Here is a 20,417-nt window from a genome sequence, read left to right on the forward strand (position 1 = left end):
CCCCTGGCCCATGGGTGGCGGACCGCCGAGCGGTGGGCCGCCCGGGGGTGGACCGCTGGGAGGCTGGCCGCCGGGGGGAGGCTGGCCGCCGGACGGGTGACCGACGGCGGGGTTGCCTCCCGAGGGCGGACCCCCGACGGGGTTCTGGGGACCGCTCGGAGCGGGGGGCGGGGTCGCGGCCCCGGGCTGGCCCGGGACGTTGGACGGGTCCGAAGGGGGTTGAGGATGTGTCATGGGGCCCCGGAATCAGTGAGGGGAAGACGTACAGAGTCGGAGGTAAGAGGGGGCGAGCCCCTCTTATCCCGACTTTATTCGTCAGGTAGGACGCAATGTCCGACACCTCACGACCAGAGGAACCAGGAAATCCATGTGTGAGTTAGGTCACACACACCCGTGGCTAGCTCTCCGACAGCGCCCTGCTCCGGTCCCTCGCCGCCTCGATCGCGTCCGTGAAGGCCGTGCGCACTCCGTGTCGTTCCAGTTCACGCAGCGCCGCCGCCGTGGTGCCCCCCGGCGACGTCACGGCCTCGCGCAGGACCACCGGGTGCTCCCCGGAACCGTCGAGCATGGCCGCGGCCCCGGTGATCGTCTGCCCCACGAGGCGCTGCGCGGTGGCCCGCGGCATGCCCATGGCCACTCCGGCCTCGATCATGGTCTCCGCGATGAAGTAGAAGTAGGCCGGTCCGCTCCCGGAGATCGCCGTGACCGTGTCCATGTGCTGCTCACCGACCCGGAGCACCTCACCGACCGCGCCCAGCAGCTCCTCGGCCCGGTCCAGGTGCTCGGCCTGCGCGAACGCCCCACCGGAGACGGCCGTCATCCCCCGGCCCATGAGCGCCGGGGTGTTGGGCATCGCGCGCACGACCGGCACGCCGGAGGACAGGTGGTTCTCCATCACCGCGGTGGTCAGCCCGGCTGCCACCGAGATGACCAGGTGCTCCCGCGTCAGGTGCGGGGCGAGGTCGTCCAGCAGGGCCAGCATGTCCTGGGGCTTGAGAGCCAGCAGCAGGGTGCCCGCCCGCTTGGCGGCGTCCCCCGCCGGAACCGTCTCGACCCCGTGTCGGGCGCGCAGCTCCGCCGCGTGCTCCTCGCGCGGCTCCGTGACGAGCACGTCCTCCGGTGCGTGGCCCTGGGCCAGCAGCCCGGCGAGCAACGCCTCGCCCATCTTTCCTGCGCCGATGATCGCGATCATTAGGGGTCCTCTCTGCGCGTTCACTCCACGCTAGCCGCACGGAGGCTCCCGCGCCGACCACGCGTCCCACGGAGTGGACGTCCGAGGAGGCGGACCCGTCCCCGCCGGTCAGTCCTGGGCCGTGCCCTCGTCGTCGACCGACCCGCCGGGGTCGACCGAGAAGCGCCGGGGCGGGGACTGTCCGCGCCCGCGCAGCAGCGCGATGCGCTCACGGCGGCCCAGCGTGGGTTCGGGCTCGGGCGGCCCCTGCGCGAAGTGCAGCCGGGTGAAGGCCAGCGCCTCGGCCAGCTCGCGCATGCGCGCCTCGCGGTCCACGGACTTGCGGGTGCTCACCTCCAGGACCAGCTGTCCCTCGTAACCGCTGCCCGCGAGGTGTTCGAGCAGTTCGGCCACGGGCTGGGTACCGCGTCCCGGGATCAGGTGCTCGTCCAGGTTCTGGCCGCCGAGGCCGTCCGTCACGTGCACGTGGGACAGCCGGTCGCCCAGCCGTCTGGCCATGTCCATCGCGTCGGAGCCGGACATGGCGGTGTGCGAGAGGTCGAGGGTGACGTCCGGGTAGTCACGGTCGAGCGGGTTCCAGCTCGGGGCGTAGGGGACGACCTCGCGGTCGCGCACGCGCACCGGGTACATGTTCTCGACCGCGAAGACCACGTCGGTCTCGTCCTGCATGCGCGCCACGCCGTTCTCGAAGTCGCGGGCGTACTCGCGCTGCCAGCGGAAGGCGGGGTGCACCACGACCGTCCTGGCGCCCAGCGCCTCGGCCATCTCCTTGGACCGCTGGAGCTTCCCCCAGGGCTCACGCCCCCACACGCGCTGGGTGAGCACGAGGCAGGGGGAGTGGACCGCGGTCACGGGCATCTGGTGGTAGTCCGAGAGGCGCCGGAGGAGTTCGGTGTCCTGGCTGGCCGGGTCGGAGGAGACGAGGACCTCCACGCCGTCGTACCCCAGCTTCGCGGCGATCTCGAACGCGGCCGGGGTCTTCTCCGGGTAGACCGACGCCGACGAGAGGACCACGGGCGCGTCTGGGACCTGGATAGGGCTCACGTGTTCCAGAGTATGCGCTCCTCGGCGATCTGGCGCGGGCGCCCGCGTGAACACGGCGTGGCGGGGGTGCTCGGCGAGGACCGTACGGGCCTGTGAACTGGAGGGACGGCCGTTCCCCGGCACTCGGGGAACGGCCGTCGGAGATCAGTGGCGCGCCGGTGGCGCGGCCCCGCGGATGACGGGGTCAGAGTCGCACGGCACCGGCGAGGTCGTGACGGGTCACGTCCCGCTCGGAGATCTTCCCGCCGGAGTTCGGGGCGTCGATCATGCGGTCATCGCCGAGGTAGATCGCGACGTGGTAGGCGTGTCCGCCCGAGTCCGTCCAGTACAGGACGTCGCCGCGCCGGGCGTCGGAGTAGCTCACCCGGGTCCCCGACCGAACCTGGTCCTGGGCCACCCGGGGCAGGCTCACACCGGCCTGCTTGAAGGAGTGCTGCACCAGTCCGGAGCAGTCGAAGGAGTTGGGTCCCGTCCCGCCCCACGCGTAGGGCTTGCCCTTGTGGGACTCGGCCTCGTCGATGGCCTTCTCCACGTTGTCGGTGGACAGGGACTGGTGGACCCGCTCGCGGTTCTCGGCGTTCGCGGGGCCCTCCTGCGGGGCCGCGGCGGAGACGGGCTGGGCCTGAGCCGGGGCTCCCCCGGCGACTACGGTCGCGGCCGCGAGAGCCGCGACGAGGAGTGCGCTCGACCTACGGCGACGCGCCTGGGCGGATGCGGCCTGTCGCCCCGAGTGGGTGGTGGAACGGCAGGCCCGCGTTTGCTCATGGTGTCGTGGTGTTCGCATGACGTGGTGCTCCCTCGGTGCTCCCGTCGGGGCAGCCCGCACCACTGTGACGCGGGTCTCCCTGCCGCCAACACACCACCATTGGTCACACAGAGATCACGGAAAATCACTCTGCGTAGCCTAAGCAGCACCCAAGGACGGTAAAGACCACTTGACCTCGGCGGGCAAATCGGTCGTCGAATCATCAAACGACCACTCGCCCGCCGAGGTCAGTCACCACCGGCTACAGCCAGCTACGGCTGCGGGACGTTCAGGGCGGAACGCACGAAGTCGGTCGTCGCCGCCATGCCGAGGTTGTTCGGGTGGATCGGCGCGCCGTCCTCCGGGATCAGGCCCTCGACCCAGCGGGTGCTCGAACCCTGGCAGACGTCATGGCCGCGCTCGAAGGTGTCAACGAAGACCGCGCCCTGGGCTTCGGCCTCCTCCTTGAGCATCGCGTTCAGCGCGGTCTGGGCGGAGTCCAGCCACGGGACGTCCCCGCGGGAGATCGGCGTGCTCGGCCAGCAACCGCCGCTCTCCGGCAGGATCTGGAGGTAGCCGACGCTGAGGACCGTGGCGTTGGGGCTGCGCTCGGCGATGTCCGCGTACACGCCGGAGACCTCACCCCGCAGTCCCTCGATCCGCTGGTCGAGCTCGTCACCGTAGTAGTCGGCGCAGGGGCTGCCCAGCGGGTTGCCCAGGCTGCGCTTCGCGCACTCCAGGAGGACCTCGGAGAAACCGAAGTCGTTCCCCGCGATCCCCACCGTGACCAGGTCGGTCTCGGGACGCAGCGCCTCCAGCTGCGGCGGGGTGTCGTCGAACTGCGCCTCGTAGAGGTGGCTCATGACCGCACCGGAGCAGCTGACGTCGGTGAGGTCGGCGATTCCCAGCTCGTCCGCGAGGCGCTTGGGGTAGTTGACCGAGGACTGCATGCAACCGAGGAGCGGCATGTTGGCCTGGGCCTGGACCAGCGGACCGGCGACGAAGGAGTCGCCGATGGCCACGTAGTGCTCGAAGGCGGCGGCCTCGGCCGCCTGGGCCTCCTCGGCGGCGACGGGTGCGGTGGCCAGCGAGATCCCCATGGCGGCGAGCGCCAGGGGGGCCGTGAACCGGGCGAGGCGGCGCAGAGCGCCGGGGCGCTCACCGCCTCGGGAGGCACGGGGGATGGCGGGGGTTCGGTTCGTACGGAACACGAGGGATTTCCTCTCTCCAAGGAGCGGGGGCACAGGAGTGTTCTGACCATGGGGCGAGAGTGACTCTCCCCACATACTCTCTAACATGACTTACGAAACCCTTGACCTAACCGGTAGGTAACTTTCTTGTGTTTCATGGGGCTCCCGATTCCATTCGGGTCTGTCCCCCGCAGCCGTTAGCGTGTCGCCCATGGCAAAAGCTGCGAAGACGACGTTCCGGTGCGCCGAGTGCGGATGGACCACCCTCAAGTGGGTGGGGCGCTGCGGTGAGTGCCAGGCCTGGGGCACCGTCGAGGAGGCCGGGGCCCCCGCGCCCATGGCCGTCGCGGCCGCCCCGGTGACCTCCCGGGCACGCCCCATCACCGAGATCAGCGTGGAGAGCGCCGAGGCGGTGCCCACCGGAGTGGACGAACTCGACCGCGTCCTGGGCGGCGGAGCGGTCCCCGGCGGCGTCGTCCTGCTGGCGGGCGAGCCCGGCGTGGGCAAGTCGACGCTCCTCCTGGAGGTCGCCGCCATGCGCGCCGCCAAGGCGCCCGTCCTCTACATCACGGGCGAGGAGTCGGCCGGTCAGGTCCGGCTGCGCGCCGAGCGCCTCGGAGCCCTGTCCGACCAGCTCTTCCTCGCCGCCGAGACCTCCGTGGCCACCCTGGCGAGCCACGTCGACGCCGTCGCGCCGCAGCTGCTGATCGTCGACTCGGTGCAGACCATGGTCTCCCCCGAGGCCGCGGGCGTCCCGGGCGGAGTCACCCAGATCCGGCAGGTCACCGGTGCGCTGATCCAGATCGCCAAGGAGCGCGGCATCGCCACCGTGCTGGTCGGCCACGTCACCAAGGACGGCTCCATCGCCGGTCCCCGCCTGCTGGAGCACCTGGTGGACGTCGTCCTCCACTTCGAGGGCGAACGCCACTCCCAGCTGCGCCTGCTGCGCGCGGTCAAGAACCGCTACGGGCCCACCGACGAGATCGGCGTCTTCGAGCTCACCGAGAAGGGCATCTACGGCCTGCCCGACCCCAGCGGGCTCTTCCTCACCGAACGGACCGACCCGGTCCCGGGCACGTGCGTCACCGTGACCCTGGAGGGTCGGCGCCCCCTCATCACCGAGGTGCAGGCACTGGTCGCTCCGACGCCGCTGCCCGCGCCCCGCCGCGCGACCTCGGGCCTGGACACCTCGCGGGTGAACATGATCCTCGCCGTGCTGGAGAAGCGCACCGGGATGAAGCTGGCCAACATGGACGTGTACGCCTCGACCGTGGGCGGGGTGAAGCTGGGCGAGCCCTCCGTGGACCTGGCCCTGGCCCTGGCCGCCGCCAGCTCCAACAACGACGTCCCCCTGCCGAGCGGGTTCATCGCGATCGGCGAGGTGGGGCTGGCGGGCGACGTGCGCAGTGTGAACGGAGTGCGGCGCCGGGTCGCCGAGGCGCAGCGCCTGGGCTTCACGCAGGCGGTGGTGCCCAAGCACTTCGGCGACCCGGTCAACGGCATCCGCGTGCACGAGGTGGAGGAGCTGAGCGAGGCCCTGTCCTGGGTGGAGCGACGGGGCCGGCGCCGGGGTTCCCAGCGCGCGGCCGCCGAGGACTAGCGGACCGCCCTAGAAGTCGAAGATCACGCCCTTGGCGTTGGCCAGCTGGCAGGCGTTGCCGAAGGTCTCCTCGTAGTCCTCGGCACCGGTGACCCGGACGGTGACCGGGCGGTACTCCATCGTGCAGACGCCGTCCGTGTTGGCCGTCACGCTGGCGATGTCGCCGTGCTCGGCGATGAGGTCGCAGGCCTGGGCGGCCCGGGGGTGGTCGCCCCCGGCCGGGTCGCACTCCAGGGTGGCCCCACGGGCCCAGCTCGTGGCGGTGTCACCGTGCTTCTCGACGCCTCCGAAGACCTCGAGCATGTACGCGGCGCCCCGTTCGTCGGCGGTCGCGGGCGCGGCCGCGCTCACGGCGAGGGCGACGGCGGCGGCACAGGACAGGGCGGTGGCCATGAGCTTCACAGGAACTCCCGGGACGAGAACGACGAGAACAACTTTCGCCACGAATAGTAGTCACTCAGTGACGATCAGTTGTGTGTTTTGCGTGAACTCGTCCCGCGACCGCGGTCAGGCCTTGAGCTGGAACACGAGCTGGTCGACGCTGCCGACGTGGTCGCCGCGCAGGTTCGCCTTGTACCACCCGGGCTGCGCCTTGGCGCCGCCGTCACGGCAGTCGGTGAAGGAGCGCTCCAGGTCCCAGGAGACCGTGTACTCGTGCGGTCGGCCCTGGGTGAGCTGACGCTCCTCCTTGCTGTTGCCCTTGACGCAGTCGGCTGAGGAGTAGATCCGGTCGTCGCCGGAGTCCAGCCTGAGCTCGAACGCCTCGGGACCCACGTCCACGGTGCAGGTCTGCTCGGCGACGTTGACCACGGTCACCTTGAACTCGGGGTTGGCGCCACCGCCGTACACCTCCCGCTCCTTCTCCGCGAAGTCGAAGGTGACCACGACGTCCTGCGGACGGCAGTGGTCCTCGGGGCGCTCGGGAGCCGCGGCGTCGGCCGATCCCCCACCGGAACCGCCGCCGGAACCCTCGTCCCCCTCGCCCTCGGAGGGCGAAGCGGACGGCGACGGGGACTCCGACGGGGAGGGCGAGGCGGACGGGTCCGCGTCCTCTTCGTCGGTTTCGGCCTCGGAGGGATCCTCGGCTGGGATACTGGAGGAGGCCTCGGGTTCCTCGATGGACGCCTGGGAGCCCGCTGGCTCGCCGTCGTCGGAGGAGTTCCGGAAGGCGAGCGCGACCAAAGCGAACACCAGCATCACGCCAGCCAGGACGAAGGCGCGTCGCTTCCAGTAGGTCTCACGGCTGACGGGTGCAGGTTGTCCGGTACTTGACGCCATGGGCCGTAGTATTGCGGTTTTGCGTGCCACCCACCTACTCAACCCGCCGATTTCCCGTTAAAGATGAGCGATAACCCTTACAGCACCGCCGTTCTGGCGTGGTACGAGTCCAACGCCAGGGACCTGCCCTGGCGCCGCCCCGAGGCCTCGGCCTGGTCCATCCTGGTCAGCGAGATCATGCTCCAGCAGACCCCCGTCGTGCGGGTGCTCCCCGCGTGGGAGGCCTGGATGGAGCGCTGGCCCACCCCCGCCCACCTGGCCAAGGAGCCCTCCGGCGAGGCGGTTCGCATGTGGAACCGGCTCGGCTACCCGCGCCGGGCGCTGCGCCTGCACGCCTGCGCCGTGGCCATCACGGAGGAGCACGGCGGCGAGGTCCCCGACGACCACGCGACCCTTCTGTCCCTTCCGGGGATCGGCGCGTACACGGCGGCGGCGGTCGCGAGCTTCGCCTACGGACAGCGGCACGCCATTCTGGACACCAACGTGCGCCGGGTCCTGGCCAGGACCGAAACGGGGATCGAGTACCCGCCGAAAACCCAGACCAAGGCGGAGACCTCCCTCGCCGAGACGCTCCTGCCGCCGACACCCTCGGTCGCGGCCCGCTGGGGCGTGGCCGTGATGGAGCTGGGCGCCCTGGTCTGCACGGCCCGGTCGCCGCGCTGCGCGGACTGCCCCGTCGCGGGACAGTGCGCCTGGAAGCTCGCCGGGAAGCCCGCCCACGACGGCCCTCCCCGGCGCGGGCAGACCTACGCGGGAACGGACCGCCAGGTGCGCGGCAAGCTCCTGGCCGTGCTGCGGGCCTCACGCGAACCCGTGGTCAAGGACGCCCTGGACGCCGTGTGGGACGACGGCGTCCAGCGCGAGCGGGCCCTGGACGCCCTGGTCTCCGACGGTCTGGTGGACCCCCTGGACGACGGCCGCTACGCCCTGCCCGGGTAACCGGGTAACCGGGTAACCGGGTAACCGGGTCCCCGGTCACCCGGGGGCCGGTCCGGTCGTGTCGGGTCCGGACGGGACCTCAGTTCATCCGGGCCCCGACCTCCCCGGCGCCCTCCGCGTCGAACTCCGCCTGGGTGCCGTCGAAGGCGCCGCTGCACGGAGCACCGGGCTCGGGGGCGTGGGGGCTCTGCTCGTACTCCAGCAGGAAGTCCGCCAGCCGCGGGTCGGCGGGGTCGTCCAGCTTGAGCTGGGCTCCCCAGGCCGAGGCCACCACGGGGGACGGCAGGTCCTCCATCGGGCTGACCAGCACGTAGGAGCCCTGGGTGTGATGCGCGGTCAGCGTCTCCACCTCGTCGTCGGACAGTGCCGGGTCGTGCGTGATCCACACCGCCCCGTGCTCCAGCGAGTGGACGGCCGCCTCGGTCAGGACCGGTTCGTCGTACACCCCGCAGTTCTGCCAGAAGCCGTAGTGCTCCCCGCCGACCGGCGGGTACTGCTCGTAGTCGACGCTCACGCCGGTCTCCACGTGGTCCTTGGAAAGGTCCTCGAAGGTCTCGACCCCTTCGGTCCCCCCGCCACCGGCCCCACCGGAGCCGCTCGCCTCGTCCGACACCGCGGTGCCCCCGTAGAACAGGAAGCCGCCGAGGACCGCGCCACCCACCAGGAGCAGCGCCAGGGCGACGCCACCGACGATGAGCCACGGCGCCGCCGAACGGCCGCCGGGACCGGGCGCCCCCGGGTGCCCGTAGGGCGGATGTCCGGGCGGCGGACCCTGGCCCACCGGAGGCCCCTGGGAGGCGTCGTGCGGCCCTGAGGGGCCGTGCGGGAACGGGGAACCGAGGGGCCCCGGCTGCGGCGGCTGGGAGCCGTCTGGGCGGGGTTCGTTTGGATTGGCCACGGACGGCACCCTAGCGTCCGACTGCCTTCCCTCGCTTCGGGAAACGACGAAGGGGGCACCCCCGAAGGGATGCCCCCGTTCCTCAGACCACCGCCGGTACGGGACCGGCCGGGTCCACTACTCGCCCTTGGCGGCGGACTCCACCTCGGGGGTGTCCGGCACCGCGGCGGGCTTCGGCACGCCCTTGAAGGTGAACTTCGCGTCCGTGCCCTCGCCCTCGGCGTCGATCACGACGATCTGACCCGCCTTGAGGTCGCCGAAGAGGATCTTCTCGGAGAGCTGGTCCTCGATCTCCCGCTGGATCGTGCGACGCAGCGGCCGCGCGCCCAGGACCGGGTCGAACCCGCGCTCGGACAGGATCTGCTTCGCCTTGGGGCGCAGCTCGATGCCCATGTCCTTCTCCTTGAGCCGGTTGTCCAGGCTCGTGATCATCAGGTCGACGATCTGGAAGATCTCCTTCTCGGTCAGCTGGTGGAAGACGATGACGTCGTCCACACGGTTGAGGAACTCAGGCCGGAAGTTGGTCTTGAGCTCATCGCTGACCTTCGCCTTCATCCGCTCGTAGTTGGTGTTGGCGTCGTCCTCCTTGGCGAAGCCCATGGCCTGGCCCTTGGAGATGTCCCGCGTACCCAGGTTGGTCGTCATGATGATGACCGTGTTCTTGAAGTCGACGTTGCGACCCTGGGCGTCGGTGAGACGACCCTCCTCCAGCACCTGGAGCAGAGAGTTGAAGATGTCGTTGTGGGCCTTCTCGATCTCGTCGAACAGGACCACGGAGAACGGCTTGCGGCGCACCTTCTCGGTGAGCTGGCCGCCCTCCTCGTAACCGACGTAGCCGGGCGGGGAACCGAACAGCCGCGAGACCGTGTGCTTCTCCATGAACTCGGACATGTCCAGCTGGATCAGCGAGTCCTCGTCCCCGAACAGGAACTCGGCCAGGGTCTTGGACAGCTCGGTCTTACCCACACCGGACGGACCGGCGAAGATGAACGAACCACCGGGGCGCTTGGGGTCCTTCAGACCAGCGCGGGTACGGCGGATCGCCTGGGAGAGCGCCTTGATGGCGTCCTCTTGGCCGATGACCCGGCGGTGCAGCTCGTCCTCCATGCGCAGCAGGCGCGAGCTCTCCTCCTCGGTCAGCTTGAAGACCGGGATGCCGGTGGACGCGGCCAGGACCTCGGCGATGAGCTCCTCGTCGACCTCGGCCACGACGTCCATGTCGCCGGCCTTCCACTCCTTCTCCCGCTGCGCCTTCTTGTTGAGAAGCTGCTTCTCGTCGTCGCGCAGGGACGCGGCCTTCTCGAAGTCCTGCTCGTCGATGGCCGATTCCTTGTCGCGGCGCACGCCGGCGATCTTCTCGTCGAACTCGCGCAGGTCCGGCGGAGCGGTCATCCGGCGGATGCGCATCCGGGAACCGGCCTCGTCGATGAGGTCGATCGCCTTGTCCGGCAGGAACCGGTCGCTGATGTAGCGGTCGGCCAGCTGCGCGGCGGCCACGAGGGCGCTGTCGGTGATGGAGACCCGGTGGTGGGCCTCGTAACGGTCGCGCAGGCCCTTGAGGATCTCGATGGCGTGCGTGATCGTCGGCTCGTCCACCTGGATCGGCTGGAAGCGGCGCTCCAGCGCGGCGTCCTTCTCCAGGTACTTGCGGTACTCGTCGAGCGTGGTCGCACCGATGGTCTGGAGCTCACCCCGGGCCAGCATGGGCTTCAGGATGGAGGCGGCGTCTATGGCACCCTCCGCCGCGCCCGCGCCGACCAGCGTGTGCAGCTCGTCGATGAAGAGGATGATGTCACCGCGGGTGCGGATCTCCTTGAGCACCTTCTTGAGGCGCTCCTCGAAGTCACCGCGGTAGCGGCTGCCCGCGACCAGTGCGCCCAGGTCGAGCGTGTACAGCTGCTTGTCCTTGAGCGTCTCGGGGATCTCACCCTTGACGATCTTCTGTGCGAGCCCCTCGACCACGGCGGTCTTACCGACACCGGGCTCACCGATGAGCACCGGGTTGTTCTTGGTGCGCCGTGAGAGCACCTGCATGACGCGCTCGATTTCCTTGTCCCGGCCGATGACCGGGTCGAGCTTGGACTCACGCGCGGCCTGCGTCAGGTTGCGGCCGAACTGGTCCAGCACCAGCGAGGTGGAGGGGGTGGACTCGGAGGAGGCTCCGGTGGCCTGCGGCTCCTTGCCCTGGTAGCCGTGCAGCAGCTGGATGACCTGCTGGCGGACACGGTTGAGGTCCGCACCGAGCTTCACGAGGACCTGGGCGGCGACGCCCTCGCCCTCGCGGATCAGGCCCAGCAGTATGTGCTCGGTACCGATGTAGTTGTGGCCGAGCTGAAGCGCCTCGCGCAACGACAGCTCAAGGACCTTCTTGGCGCGCGGGGTGAAGGGAATGTGTCCCGACGGCGCCTGCTGGCCCTGACCGATGATCTCCTCGACCTGCTGCCGAACCGCTTCGAGGCTGATACCAAGGCTCTCGAGAGCCTTGGCGGCGACACCCTCACCCTCGTGGATGAGGCCGAGCAGGATGTGCTCCGTACCGATGTAGTTGTGGTTGAGCATCCTGGCTTCTTCCTGAGCCAGAACCACCACTCGCCGCGCGCGGTCGGTAAACCTCTCGAACATGTCTCGTCGCTCCTCTACAGAGCGGTCAGGCAGGGACGGCGATGACCGACCCGACTCTTCCGCATATAGGCCCCACAGGGATTAACCGCCCCGGGGAGCACTGTCGCACCCGCCCACCCTTCCGGCGGCTGCCGACAGGGTGGACATCTCCGTACGGCCGACCGCAGCCGTCCGTGCCAGAGACTTTCCCCGACGATAGGGCGTTCACCCAACATCCAACTACCAATTGGCGCGTCAGATTTCCCTGTACGCCGAAGGCGAACGGCCCGGGACTCCCATCCATCACGAGAGTGCCCGGGCCGCACGTGCGTAAGCCGGATTGTCGGCTCTAAGCGAACAAGCGGAAGCCGTGTTGTTCTTCAAGCGGAAATGGACCGAACCATCTCCCGGAGTGAGCCCGGTGACCCGGGCCGACCCGCGCGCGAGCCACCCGGCGGCGGGCCGGGGGCAGAGCCCCTCGGGGATCCTCAACGGCGGCGCGAACCGCGACCGAGCCGACACGCCGGTGTACCGGGCCGCCTCGTGAGCGGGGGTACCGCGCGTGTCACGTCACCCGCACCGCTCTCCGCCTTCGGTGAACGCCGGGGACCACGGGTCCATTCCGAAGCCTCCCCGGCCTCGGGTCGGGATCCGTGCCCACAGGGCCTCACGTTCATCGGCGCGCCCTCTCGTCCCGGTGTCACAGGCCTCGGGAACCGGGCCTCGGGACGAACGGGTTCGGGACACCGCGTCGGTGACGCATGGGGCGAAATGTCGACCAGGACCCACCCCTATTCCGCCGCGTAGCGGCGGCAAACCTAACCCTTGACGGCCTCGTATTCGGCGACGATGGCCGCGGGGATACGGCCGCGCTCATTGACGGGCTTCCCGGCGGCCTTCGCCCAGGCGCGAATCTCGGCGCTGCGCTCACGGCTGGGAGCATTCCGGGTACCGCGACGAGCGGTACCGCGTGCCTGCTTCGCGGGGGCCTTGCGGGAGGCCTCAATGAACGGAGTAAGAGCCTCACGGAGCTTGGCGGCATTACCCGCGCTGAGGTCGATTTCGTACGTCGATCCATCGAGACCGAACGTCACCGTCTCCTCGGCCTCGCCGCCGTCGAGGTCGTCGACCAGGAAAACCTGGACCTTCTGTGCCATGGAATCAAACCTTTCAGCAGAGCGGTGTCTCCACACCTGAATATAAAGCTATCTCGCGAGAACGCGAAAGACAATTCCCGGCGTGCCAGAAATCACCTGGACCCGGAGCGACGAGATTCGGGGTCGCCGGAGCAGCGCGGGGCCGGCGAGTTGGCCCGCACACGCTGACCCCCGGCGCCGCGGCGCTGGGGACCGGGTTCAGCGAGGCACGGTATCTAACGAGCCTCGGATTCGGTACGTTCCCCGTCCTGGGCAATCGGCGTCTCGTTCGTCGCCTTGGTCTCGTCGACCCGGGCCGCGTCGTTGTCGACCGCGGCCTCCTCATCCTTGGCCTCATCGCTGACCAGGCTTCCGTCCATCCTGCGCGGCGCCATCTCCTTGCGCAGCAGCTTGATGACGAAGGCACAGAACACGGTCGCGACAACCACGGGCGGGATGAGCGCGGACAATACGTCGATCAGTCCAGGGGGAAGCACCGATGACAAAAAGTCACCCATCGAAGCGGCCTACCCTTCCTGGTTGTTACTTATTGCAGCAAATACCCGACTCAGTGTCGGTCCTGCCGTGGGGGATGGCGCTCCGGCACCGCCGGGCAAACGCATACCAGACATCATAGACATCGTTTGCCCCCGACTTGACACCGGACGTACCGAAGATGGTCCTTCAAAGCCTGATGGTGGCCAATGTCCGGTCGACTGTTCCACCTCCGCGCGGGAAGACCTCCATCACGGAGTCGGCCGATCGCGGACGGTGTCCCACAAATCCGGGATGCCGAACGTCCCGTCGTCACTTCACCGGGGAACCGGCGATCCTGACGGACGCAGGTACACATTACCTGCCTTGTTCCACACCCATACCACCCGGTGCGGTTAAGGACCTAGGGCCATCGGGGGATCCGGCGAACCGTTCCGAAGACGAAGCCGGTCCCTATCCGGGACCCAAAAGCTTTAGCCGGACACGCTTGCCGGACTCCCGTCGAGGTGCACAAGCATCCTGGTGTTCCCCAGGGTGTTGGGTTTGACCCGCTCCAGGTCGAGGAATTCCGCCACGCCCTCGTCATAGGAACGCAGGAGTTCCTCGTAGACACGGAACGAGACCGGAGTGCCCTGGATCGGGGCAAAGCCGTGTTTGGCGAAGAAACCGGTCTCGAATGTCAGACAGAACACACGGCGTACGCCCAACTCGCGCGCGGTGTCCAGTAGTTCGGTCACGATTCGGTGTCCGACGCCGAAACCGCGCAGGGAGGGGTCCACGGCGACGGTGCGCACCTCGGCCAGGTCCTCCCAGAGCACGTGGAGGGCGCCGCAGCCGACCACGCGGAGCTCACCCTCCGGCTCGGCGTGTTCGCCGGGTGTCGGCTCGGGAACGCTCTCCGCCTCGGCCACCCAGAACTCCTGGATGTCCTCGTAGAGGTTGACGGTGCTCTTGGAGAGCACGCGGCGGTCGACGGAGTAGGTGTCGACGAGGCGGCGGATGTGGGTCACGTCACGCGTCCTGGCGCGACGGATCCGGACATGACGAACGGGCATAGCCGGACCAGACTACGCCCAAGCGACCTCCCACCGGAACGCTCCTCATCCGGTGGTCGAAAGCTCGGCCTGCTGGGCCGGTATGCCCGCGGTGTCTCCCGGCGGTCGCCGGGTGGCGTCAGATCAGATGAGCTGACGCCGCGCGGCCCACACGACCGCCTCGATGGGTGTGTTCACGCCCAGCACGTCGCAGATGTTGCGAATGCGACGTCGCAGGGTCCGGGCGCTGAGCTCGAGGTGCCGAGCGGCCACTTCGGTGGTGACACCGGTGGCGATCTCGGCGAGCAGTTCGACTTCCTCGTGACTCAGCTCGACCGGCGTGTAGGGGCCGTTGAACGCGTTCTCGCGCGACCGGGCCTGCAGGGGAACCACGTTCTCCCTGTGTTCCCGTGGCGAGAGGGTGTTCTGGTCCTCAACGGTACGTCGTACGAGTGTGGCCTGTTCCACTCCGTCCTCCCTCATCCATGTGAGTGCGGAACATCAACTCGTTACCGAGGAGTCAAGCGCGTCGACTGGCTGTCGGCGCGGGTGAGTCCCGACCACCCCGACCGCCCCCGGAACCCCTCTGGCACAGGGGTGGGAGCAGGAGGGGAGCACGAGACACACGGACCCCGGGCGTCGCGGTCTGGGACGGACAGACCTCGTCGTGGGTACGCGTGCGGCGGGTTGTCCGGATCGTGTCTCGACCCGGGCCCCGGCTCACCGTTGTTCTCGACCACTTCGGCAAACTCGCGGACCGAAGTCCGCCCTCAGCACGCTAAGCGGAGCGGATGATACCGTCAAGGCCCAATAAATCACCATGCGTGATGGCGTAAAGCCCGTGCGTCACAAGTTCACGCGTCGGGAAATATCCTCCCCAGCCTGACCTGCGTAAACAATCTCCAACTTTGTCGGGGCTCCGATAACTCAACTTTCAAGGGAAAAACCGGGCTCTTCCCCACAGGACATCCTGTTCTGGCGGGTGGTTTGTTCCGTCTGCCCGGAAAGTGAGGCGAGTCTCGTGGTGTCAGACACATTTGCGCTCTCAGAGGCGCCCACGACTCGGGGCCGCCGCACCTGAGGGTGCGACGGCCCCGAGTCCAACTTTCGGTCATCCCGCTACAAGCGTTTCGCCTTTCCCCTTTCCCTCCTCGGGATCGGGGAACCGGCTAGGACGTACGTCCGTCGGACACGACCTAGTCCCCGGAGGGCTTGACGATCGGGAAGAGGACGGTCTCCCGGATGTTCTTCCCGGTGAAGGCCATGAGCAGACGGTCGATCCCGATCCCCACACCGCCGGTGGGCGGCATGCCGTACTCCAGCGCGCGCAGGAAGTCCTCGTCGAGCTGCATCGCCTCGGGGTCGCCGTCGGCGGCCATCAGCGACTGCTCGGTCAGGCGGCGGCGCTGCTCGACCGGGTCCACCAGCTCGGAGAAGCCCGTGCCGAGCTCCATGCCGAACCCGATCAGGTCCCACTTCTCGGTGAGCAGCGGGTCCTCGCGGTGCTGACGGGTCAGCGGGCTGGTCTCCAGCGGGAAGTCGCACACGAACGTGGGCTGGATGAGCGTGTGCTCCACCAGCTCCTCGAAGACGTGCTCCACCAGCTTGCCCTGACCCCATTCGTGGCTGTACTCGACGCCCTTGGCCTCGGCCAGGCGACGGACCTCCTCGATCGGCGTCCTCGGGGTGACCTCGGCCCCCAGGGCCTCCGAGACCGAGCCGTACAGCGTGACGCGCGGCCACTCCCCGCCCAGGTCGAAGGTCTCGCCGTCACGCTCGATCGTGGTGGAGCCGAAGACCGCGCGGGCGGCCTCCTGGATCAGCTCTCGGGTCACCTCGGCCACGTCGTCGTAGTCGGCGTAGGCCTGGTAGAACTCCAGCATCGTGAACTCGGGGTTGTGCGTGGAGTCCGCGCCCTCGTTCCGGAAGTTCCGGTTGACCTCGAAGACCTTCTCCAGGCCGCCCACGACGAGCCGCTTCAGCGACAGCTCGGGGGCGATGCGCAGGTACAGGTCCATGTCGTAGGCGTTGATGTGCGTGACGAACGGACGCGCGGTGGCGCCGCCGTGCACGCGCATGAGCATCGGGGTCTCGACCTCGATGTAGTCGCGGGAGCTCAGCCCCTCCCGGATCGCCCGGATGGCGGCCGAACGGCTGCGCACCATCTGCTGCGACTCGGGGTTGACGATGAGGTCCACGTAGCGCTGGCGCACCCGGGCCTCGGGGTCGGTCAGACCCTTGTGCTTCTCCGGGAGCGGGCGCAGGCACTTGGCCGTCAGCGTCCAGTCGCTCACCATGATGGAGAGCTCGCCGCGGCGGGAGGTGATGACCTCGCCCTCCACACCCACGTGGTCACCGAGGTCGACGTCGGCCTTCCAGGCGTCCAGGCCCTCCTTGCCGACCTGGTCCAGGGACAGCATGATCTGCACGTCCCCGGTCTCGTCGCGCAGGGTCGCGAAGCACAGCTTGCCGCCGGAACGGTAGAGCATGACGCGACCGGCGATGGCGACCCTCGCCCCGGTGTGGGTGTCGGGCTCCAGGCCCTGGTGTTTCTCACGCACGGGACCGATCGACGTCGTCCGCGGGTAGTTCACGGGGAAGGGGTCGGTGCCCTCCTCCCGGAGACGGTCCAGCTTCTGCCGCCGGACCCGCATCTGTTCGGGCAGGTCGTCATAGTCGTCGTGCGTGTCATTCACGGGCCCGATCCTACCGGCGCCAGCACCCCGGGGGGCACCGTACGAGTGGTGCGCGGTGGTGGGCCCGGGCGCGGACGGGCGGGTGGGCGCGGGGCCGCCCACCCGGGGTCAGCCGGTGTTGCGCTCGAAGACCAGGCGCAGCCCGGTGAGGGTGAGCCAGGGTTCGTGGACGTCGACGGTCTCGCACTCGCCGACCACCGTTCCGGCCAGGCCGCCGGTGGCGACCACCGTCACGTCGTCCGGGTTGTCCGTCAGCTCCGCGACCATGCGGTCCACGATGCCGTCGACCTGCCCGGCGAACCCGAAGACGATCCCCGAGCGCAGCGCCTCCGTGGTGTTCTTGGCGATGGCGGAGCGCGGCCTCACGATCTCGACCATGTGGAGCTGCGCCCCGCGCCGGGAGAGGGCGTCCACCGAGATGTCGATGCCCGGCGCGATGGCGCCACCCACGTACTCGCCCTTGGCGCTCACCGCGTCGAAGGTGGTCGCGGTCCCGAAGTCCACCACCACGCTGGGCCCCCCGTAGAGGTGGCTGGCGGCCAGCGCGTTGATGATCCGGTCGCTGCCCACCTCCTTGGGGTTGTCCATGCGGATGGGCACGCCCGTCTTCACCCCCGGCTCGACGATCACCGCGGGCCGGTCGCCGAAGTGGCGGCGGAACATGTCCCGCATCTCGTGCTGGACCGAGGGGACCGAGCAGCACATCGCGATGCCCTCGATCTCGCTCTGGTCGTTCAGGGAGCTGCCGTCGATGAGCCCGCGCAGGACCACCGCCCACTCGTCGGCGGTGCGTCTGGTGTCGGTTCCCACTCTCCAGTGTTCGAGAAGGTCGTCGGAGTCGAAGAGACCGAAGACCGTCTCGGAGTTGCCGACGTCGATCGCGAGCAGCATTCTGGGGGCCTCACTGGTCGAATTGGTGTGTACCCAAGGAATCTTCCACCAAGTGGCCCCCTCACAACAGGTCGAGCGCGATATCCAGTGCCGGGCTGGAGTGGGTGAGCGCCCCGACCGCCAGGTAGTCGACCCCGGTGCGGGCGACGTCGGCGGCCACGTCCAGGGTGAGTCCGCCGCTGGACTCCAGACGGGCGCGGCCGTCCACGAGGGCCACGGCCTCGGTCAGCCGCTCCACGGGGAAGTTGTCCAGCAGGATCTCCTCGGCCCCGGCGGACAGCGCGTCCTCGATCTGGTCGATCCGGTCCACCTCCACCTCCAGGGGCAGGTCCGGGAAGCGCGCGCGGATGGCGCGGACCGCCTCGGCCACTCCCCCGGCGGCGACCACGTGGTTGTCCTTGACCAGCCCGGCGTCGCTCAGGCAGTACCGGTGGTTGACCCCGCCGCCGCAGCGGACCGCGTACTTGTCGAGGGCGCGCAGCCCCGGGGTGGTCTTGCGGCTGTCCCGGATCCGCGCTCCGGTACCGGCCACGGCGTCCACCCAGGTGCGGGTGGCCGTGGCGATCCCGGACATGTGGGTGAGCAGGTTGAGCGCCGTGCGCTCGGCCGTGAGCAGGTCGCGGGTGCGGGCGGTGACCGTCATGAGGACGTCGCCGCGCTTGACGGGGTCGCCGTCCCGCACCGCCCGGGAGACCTCGACGGCGCCCTCGGCCACCGTCCAGAAGACGAGTTCGGCGAGGGGCAGACCGCTGACGGTGCCGTCGGCCCTGGCGACCACGTGGGCGGTGCGGACCTGGTCGGCGGGGATGGTGGCCACCGTGGTGACGTCGATCCGCGGACCCGCGGTGAGGTCCTCGGCGAGGGCGCGGCGGACGGTGTCCACGTGGGACTGGTGGGGGGCGGTCCACGGAAGCGTGAACTCGGCGCGCGCCTCGGGCGCGGGGCCGGGCTGGGCCAGGGGGAGGGCGATGGCGTCGAGTTCGGCCACGAGGGCGGGCGGCAGCGACGCCTCCCGGATCTCGTCGGTGGTCACGATCGTGTCCCCTTCCAGTCGGACGACCACGGGCCGCACGCGCAGCTCGGGTCGGGGTTCGGGTGTGTCGGCGCGCTGGTGCGCGCCCCGGCTCTCGGTCCGGTGGAGCGCGGCGGCGGCCACGAGGCGCGCCACCGTGAGCAGGTTGGTGGCCTCCCAGGCGGCGACGCCGGGTGCGACGTGCGCGGCGGGAGTCGCCAGGGAGCCGAGCCGGTCGACCAGCGCGGCCAGCCCCTCACCGGTACGCAGGACCCCGGCGTCGCGGGACATGAGGGCGCGGACCGTGGCGGAGGTGGCCGGGTCGACCAGCGGTGCGGTGGTCCCGGTGGTCCGCGCGGTACCCGGGTTGCGTTCCGGGTTCCGGGCCAGGCGGTCGGCGATCCGGTCGGCGTAGACCAGTCCCTCCAGGAGGGAGTTGGAGGCCAGACGGTTGGCCCCGTGCACGCCGGTGCGGGCCACCTCGCCCACCGCCCACAGGCCGGGGACCCCGGTGCGGCCGTCGATGTCGACCTCCACCCCGCCGGACGCGTAGTGCGCCGCCGGGGCCACCGGGATCACCTGGGTCAGCGGGTCGATGCCGTGGGAGCGGCAGGAGGCCAGGATGGTCGGGAAGCGGCGCTCCCAGGTGGCACGGCCGAAGTGCCGGGTCTCCAGGAACACGTGGTCGGTGTCCTGTTCGGCCATGGTCCGGGCGATGGTGCGGGCCACGACGTCGCGGGGGGCGAGGTCGCCGAGCTCGTGCACCCCCTCCATGATCCGGCGGCCCTCGGCGTCGACGAGGTAGGCGCCCTCGCCGCGCAGTGCCTCCGAGACCAGGGGTTGGCGGCCGCGCGCGTCCGGGCCGAGCCAGAGCACGGTCGGATGAAACTGGATGAACTCCAGGTCGCGCAGGCGGGCCCCGGCCCGGGCGGCGAGCGCGAGGCCGTCGCCGGTGGACACGGTCGGGTTGGTGGTGGCGGCGAAGATCTGCCCCATCCCCCCGGTGGCCAGCACCAGGGCGGGGGCCAGGACGGCACCGACGCCGTCGCGCTCCCCCTCCCCCATGACGTGCAGGGTGGCGCCGAGCACCGCCCCGCCGTCCGGGTCGCGCAGGGCGTCCAGGGCCACGGCGTGTTCGACGACCTCGATGCGCTCCTCGGACAGGACCGCCTGGACCAGGGCCCGCTGAATCTCGGCACCGGTGGCGTCGCCGCCCGCATGGGCGACCCGGTCGGCGCGGTGCCCGCCCTCCCGGGTCAGGGACAGCTCCCCGTCGTCGTCCCGGTCGAACTCGGCGCCGAGGGAGATGAGCCAGCGCAGCGCGTCGGGGCCCTCGGTGGCCAGGACGTGCACCGCGTGGGGGTCGCACATTCCCGCTCCGGCCAGGAGGGTGTCGACCATGTGGGCGACCGGCCCGTCCTCGGGGGCCATGGCCGCGGCGATACCGCCCTGGGCGTAGGCGGTGGAGCCCGTCGAGAGCCGGTCCTTGGTGACCAGGACGACCCGGCCCGTCCCGGTGCGGCGGACGTAGCGCAGGGCGGTACTCAGGCCCGCGATGCCCGAGCCGACGACGGCGACGTCGGCGTGGACGGTCCAACCCGGCTCCGGGGCCTCGATCCGGGTCTGTCTGGCAGGTGTCATCTTGGATCTCTTTTGGGGGCTGTGG

General features: G+C 69.8%; 18 protein-coding genes. 3 read left to right on the forward strand and 15 right to left on the reverse strand.

The features are described from left to right. Positions 1–397: 397 nt before the first annotated feature. From proC to ADX84_RS09555, 4 genes are all read right to left on the reverse strand, one after another. The gene (gene proC / locus ADX84_RS09540) at positions 398–1,192 is read right to left on the reverse strand and encodes a pyrroline-5-carboxylate reductase (RefSeq protein ID WP_049570802.1); all 795 of its coding nucleotides are present in this window, start codon (positions 1,190–1,192) and stop codon (positions 398–400) included. Positions 1,193–1,300: 108 nt separating this feature from the next. Beyond that, the gene (locus ADX84_RS09545) at positions 1,301–2,236 is read right to left on the reverse strand and encodes a sugar phosphate isomerase/epimerase (RefSeq protein ID WP_049570804.1); all 936 of its coding nucleotides are present in this window, start codon (positions 2,234–2,236) and stop codon (positions 1,301–1,303) included. 184 nt (positions 2,237–2,420) lie between these two features. Next, the gene (locus tag ADX84_RS09550; protein WP_049570807.1) at positions 2,421–3,020 is read right to left on the reverse strand and encodes a C40 family peptidase; all 600 of its coding nucleotides are present in this window, start codon (positions 3,018–3,020) and stop codon (positions 2,421–2,423) included. 233 nt (positions 3,021–3,253) lie between these two features. Further along, positions 3,254–4,192 carry an SGNH/GDSL hydrolase family protein gene (locus tag ADX84_RS09555; protein ID WP_234003896.1) on the reverse strand — a complete coding sequence of 313 codons (939 nt, stop codon included), beginning with the start codon at positions 4,190–4,192 and terminating at the stop codon, positions 3,254–3,256. Positions 4,193–4,382: 190 nt separating this feature from the next. Between ADX84_RS09555 and radA the strand changes: the two genes are divergently transcribed. Beyond that, positions 4,383–5,771, forward strand: coding sequence for a DNA repair protein RadA (gene radA / locus ADX84_RS09560; RefSeq protein WP_082206371.1), 1,389 nt, complete (start codon positions 4,383–4,385; stop codon positions 5,769–5,771). Positions 5,772–5,780: 9 nt separating this feature from the next. Here radA and ADX84_RS09565 read toward each other — a convergent pair whose 3' ends face one another. Together ADX84_RS09565 and ADX84_RS09570 are read right to left on the reverse strand one after the other, a co-directional pair. Beyond that, on the reverse strand, positions 5,781–6,164 hold the full coding sequence (locus tag ADX84_RS09565) for an SSI family serine proteinase inhibitor (protein WP_049570968.1): 384 nt from the start codon (positions 6,162–6,164) through the stop codon (positions 5,781–5,783). 114 nt (positions 6,165–6,278) lie between these two features. After that, positions 6,279–6,968 carry a hypothetical protein gene (locus tag ADX84_RS09570; RefSeq protein ID WP_199776540.1) on the reverse strand — a complete coding sequence of 230 codons (690 nt, stop codon included), beginning with the start codon at positions 6,966–6,968 and terminating at the stop codon, positions 6,279–6,281. A gap of 144 nt (positions 6,969–7,112) precedes the next feature. Here ADX84_RS09570 and ADX84_RS09575 point away from each other — a divergent pair, with 144 nt between their 5' ends. Further along, positions 7,113–7,988 (forward strand): A/G-specific adenine glycosylase, encoded by an 876-nt coding sequence (locus ADX84_RS09575; protein WP_049570815.1) that lies wholly within the window; start codon positions 7,113–7,115, stop codon positions 7,986–7,988. Between the two features lie 79 nt (positions 7,989–8,067). On the opposite strand, the gene ADX84_RS09580 is transcribed toward ADX84_RS09575, so the two are convergent. Continuing rightward, the gene (locus ADX84_RS09580; RefSeq protein WP_234003897.1) at positions 8,068–8,886 is read right to left on the reverse strand and encodes a DUF3105 domain-containing protein; all 819 of its coding nucleotides are present in this window, start codon (positions 8,884–8,886) and stop codon (positions 8,068–8,070) included. Positions 8,887–9,003: 117 nt separating this feature from the next. Then, positions 9,004–11,508 carry an ATP-dependent Clp protease ATP-binding subunit gene (locus ADX84_RS09585; protein ID WP_082206372.1) on the reverse strand — a complete coding sequence of 835 codons (2,505 nt, stop codon included), beginning with the start codon at positions 11,506–11,508 and terminating at the stop codon, positions 9,004–9,006. 391 nt (positions 11,509–11,899) lie between these two features. Between ADX84_RS09585 and ADX84_RS26960 the strand changes: the two genes are divergently transcribed. Further along, positions 11,900–12,034, forward strand: a complete 135-nt coding sequence (locus ADX84_RS26960; RefSeq protein WP_255352562.1) for a hypothetical protein — start codon at positions 11,900–11,902, stop codon at positions 12,032–12,034. Between the two features lie 271 nt (positions 12,035–12,305). On the opposite strand, the gene ADX84_RS09590 is transcribed toward ADX84_RS26960, so the two are convergent. From ADX84_RS09590 to ADX84_RS09620, 7 genes are all read right to left on the reverse strand, one after another. Further along, complete coding sequence (locus ADX84_RS09590; RefSeq protein ID WP_017542917.1) at positions 12,306–12,644, reverse strand: Lsr2 family protein; 339 nt, start codon at positions 12,642–12,644, stop codon at positions 12,306–12,308. Positions 12,645–12,859: 215 nt separating this feature from the next. Next, positions 12,860–13,141: a hypothetical protein gene (locus ADX84_RS09595; protein ID WP_049570821.1), complete on the reverse strand. Its 282-nt coding sequence runs from the start codon at positions 13,139–13,141 to the stop codon at positions 12,860–12,862. Between the two features lie 450 nt (positions 13,142–13,591). After that, on the reverse strand, positions 13,592–14,173 hold the full coding sequence (locus tag ADX84_RS09600; protein WP_049570824.1) for an amino-acid N-acetyltransferase: 582 nt from the start codon (positions 14,171–14,173) through the stop codon (positions 13,592–13,594). 123 nt (positions 14,174–14,296) lie between these two features. Next, positions 14,297–14,620 (reverse strand): LuxR C-terminal-related transcriptional regulator, encoded by a 324-nt coding sequence (locus tag ADX84_RS09605; RefSeq protein ID WP_049570978.1) that lies wholly within the window; start codon positions 14,618–14,620, stop codon positions 14,297–14,299. Between the two features lie 728 nt (positions 14,621–15,348). Then, on the reverse strand, positions 15,349–16,848 hold the full coding sequence (lysX, locus tag ADX84_RS09610; RefSeq protein ID WP_049570827.1) for a bifunctional lysylphosphatidylglycerol synthetase/lysine--tRNA ligase LysX: 1,500 nt from the start codon (positions 16,846–16,848) through the stop codon (positions 15,349–15,351). A gap of 108 nt (positions 16,849–16,956) precedes the next feature. Next, positions 16,957–17,739: a type III pantothenate kinase gene (locus ADX84_RS09615; protein ID WP_049570830.1), complete on the reverse strand. Its 783-nt coding sequence runs from the start codon at positions 17,737–17,739 to the stop codon at positions 16,957–16,959. A gap of 61 nt (positions 17,740–17,800) precedes the next feature. Next, complete coding sequence (locus ADX84_RS09620) at positions 17,801–20,392, reverse strand: L-aspartate oxidase (protein WP_049570833.1); 2,592 nt, start codon at positions 20,390–20,392, stop codon at positions 17,801–17,803. Positions 20,393–20,417 lie beyond the last annotated feature (25 nt).

The organism is Nocardiopsis sp. SBT366 (assembly GCF_001083815.1).
In the GTDB taxonomy this organism is placed as follows: Bacteria; Actinomycetota; Actinomycetes; order Streptosporangiales; family Streptosporangiaceae; genus Nocardiopsis; species Nocardiopsis prasina.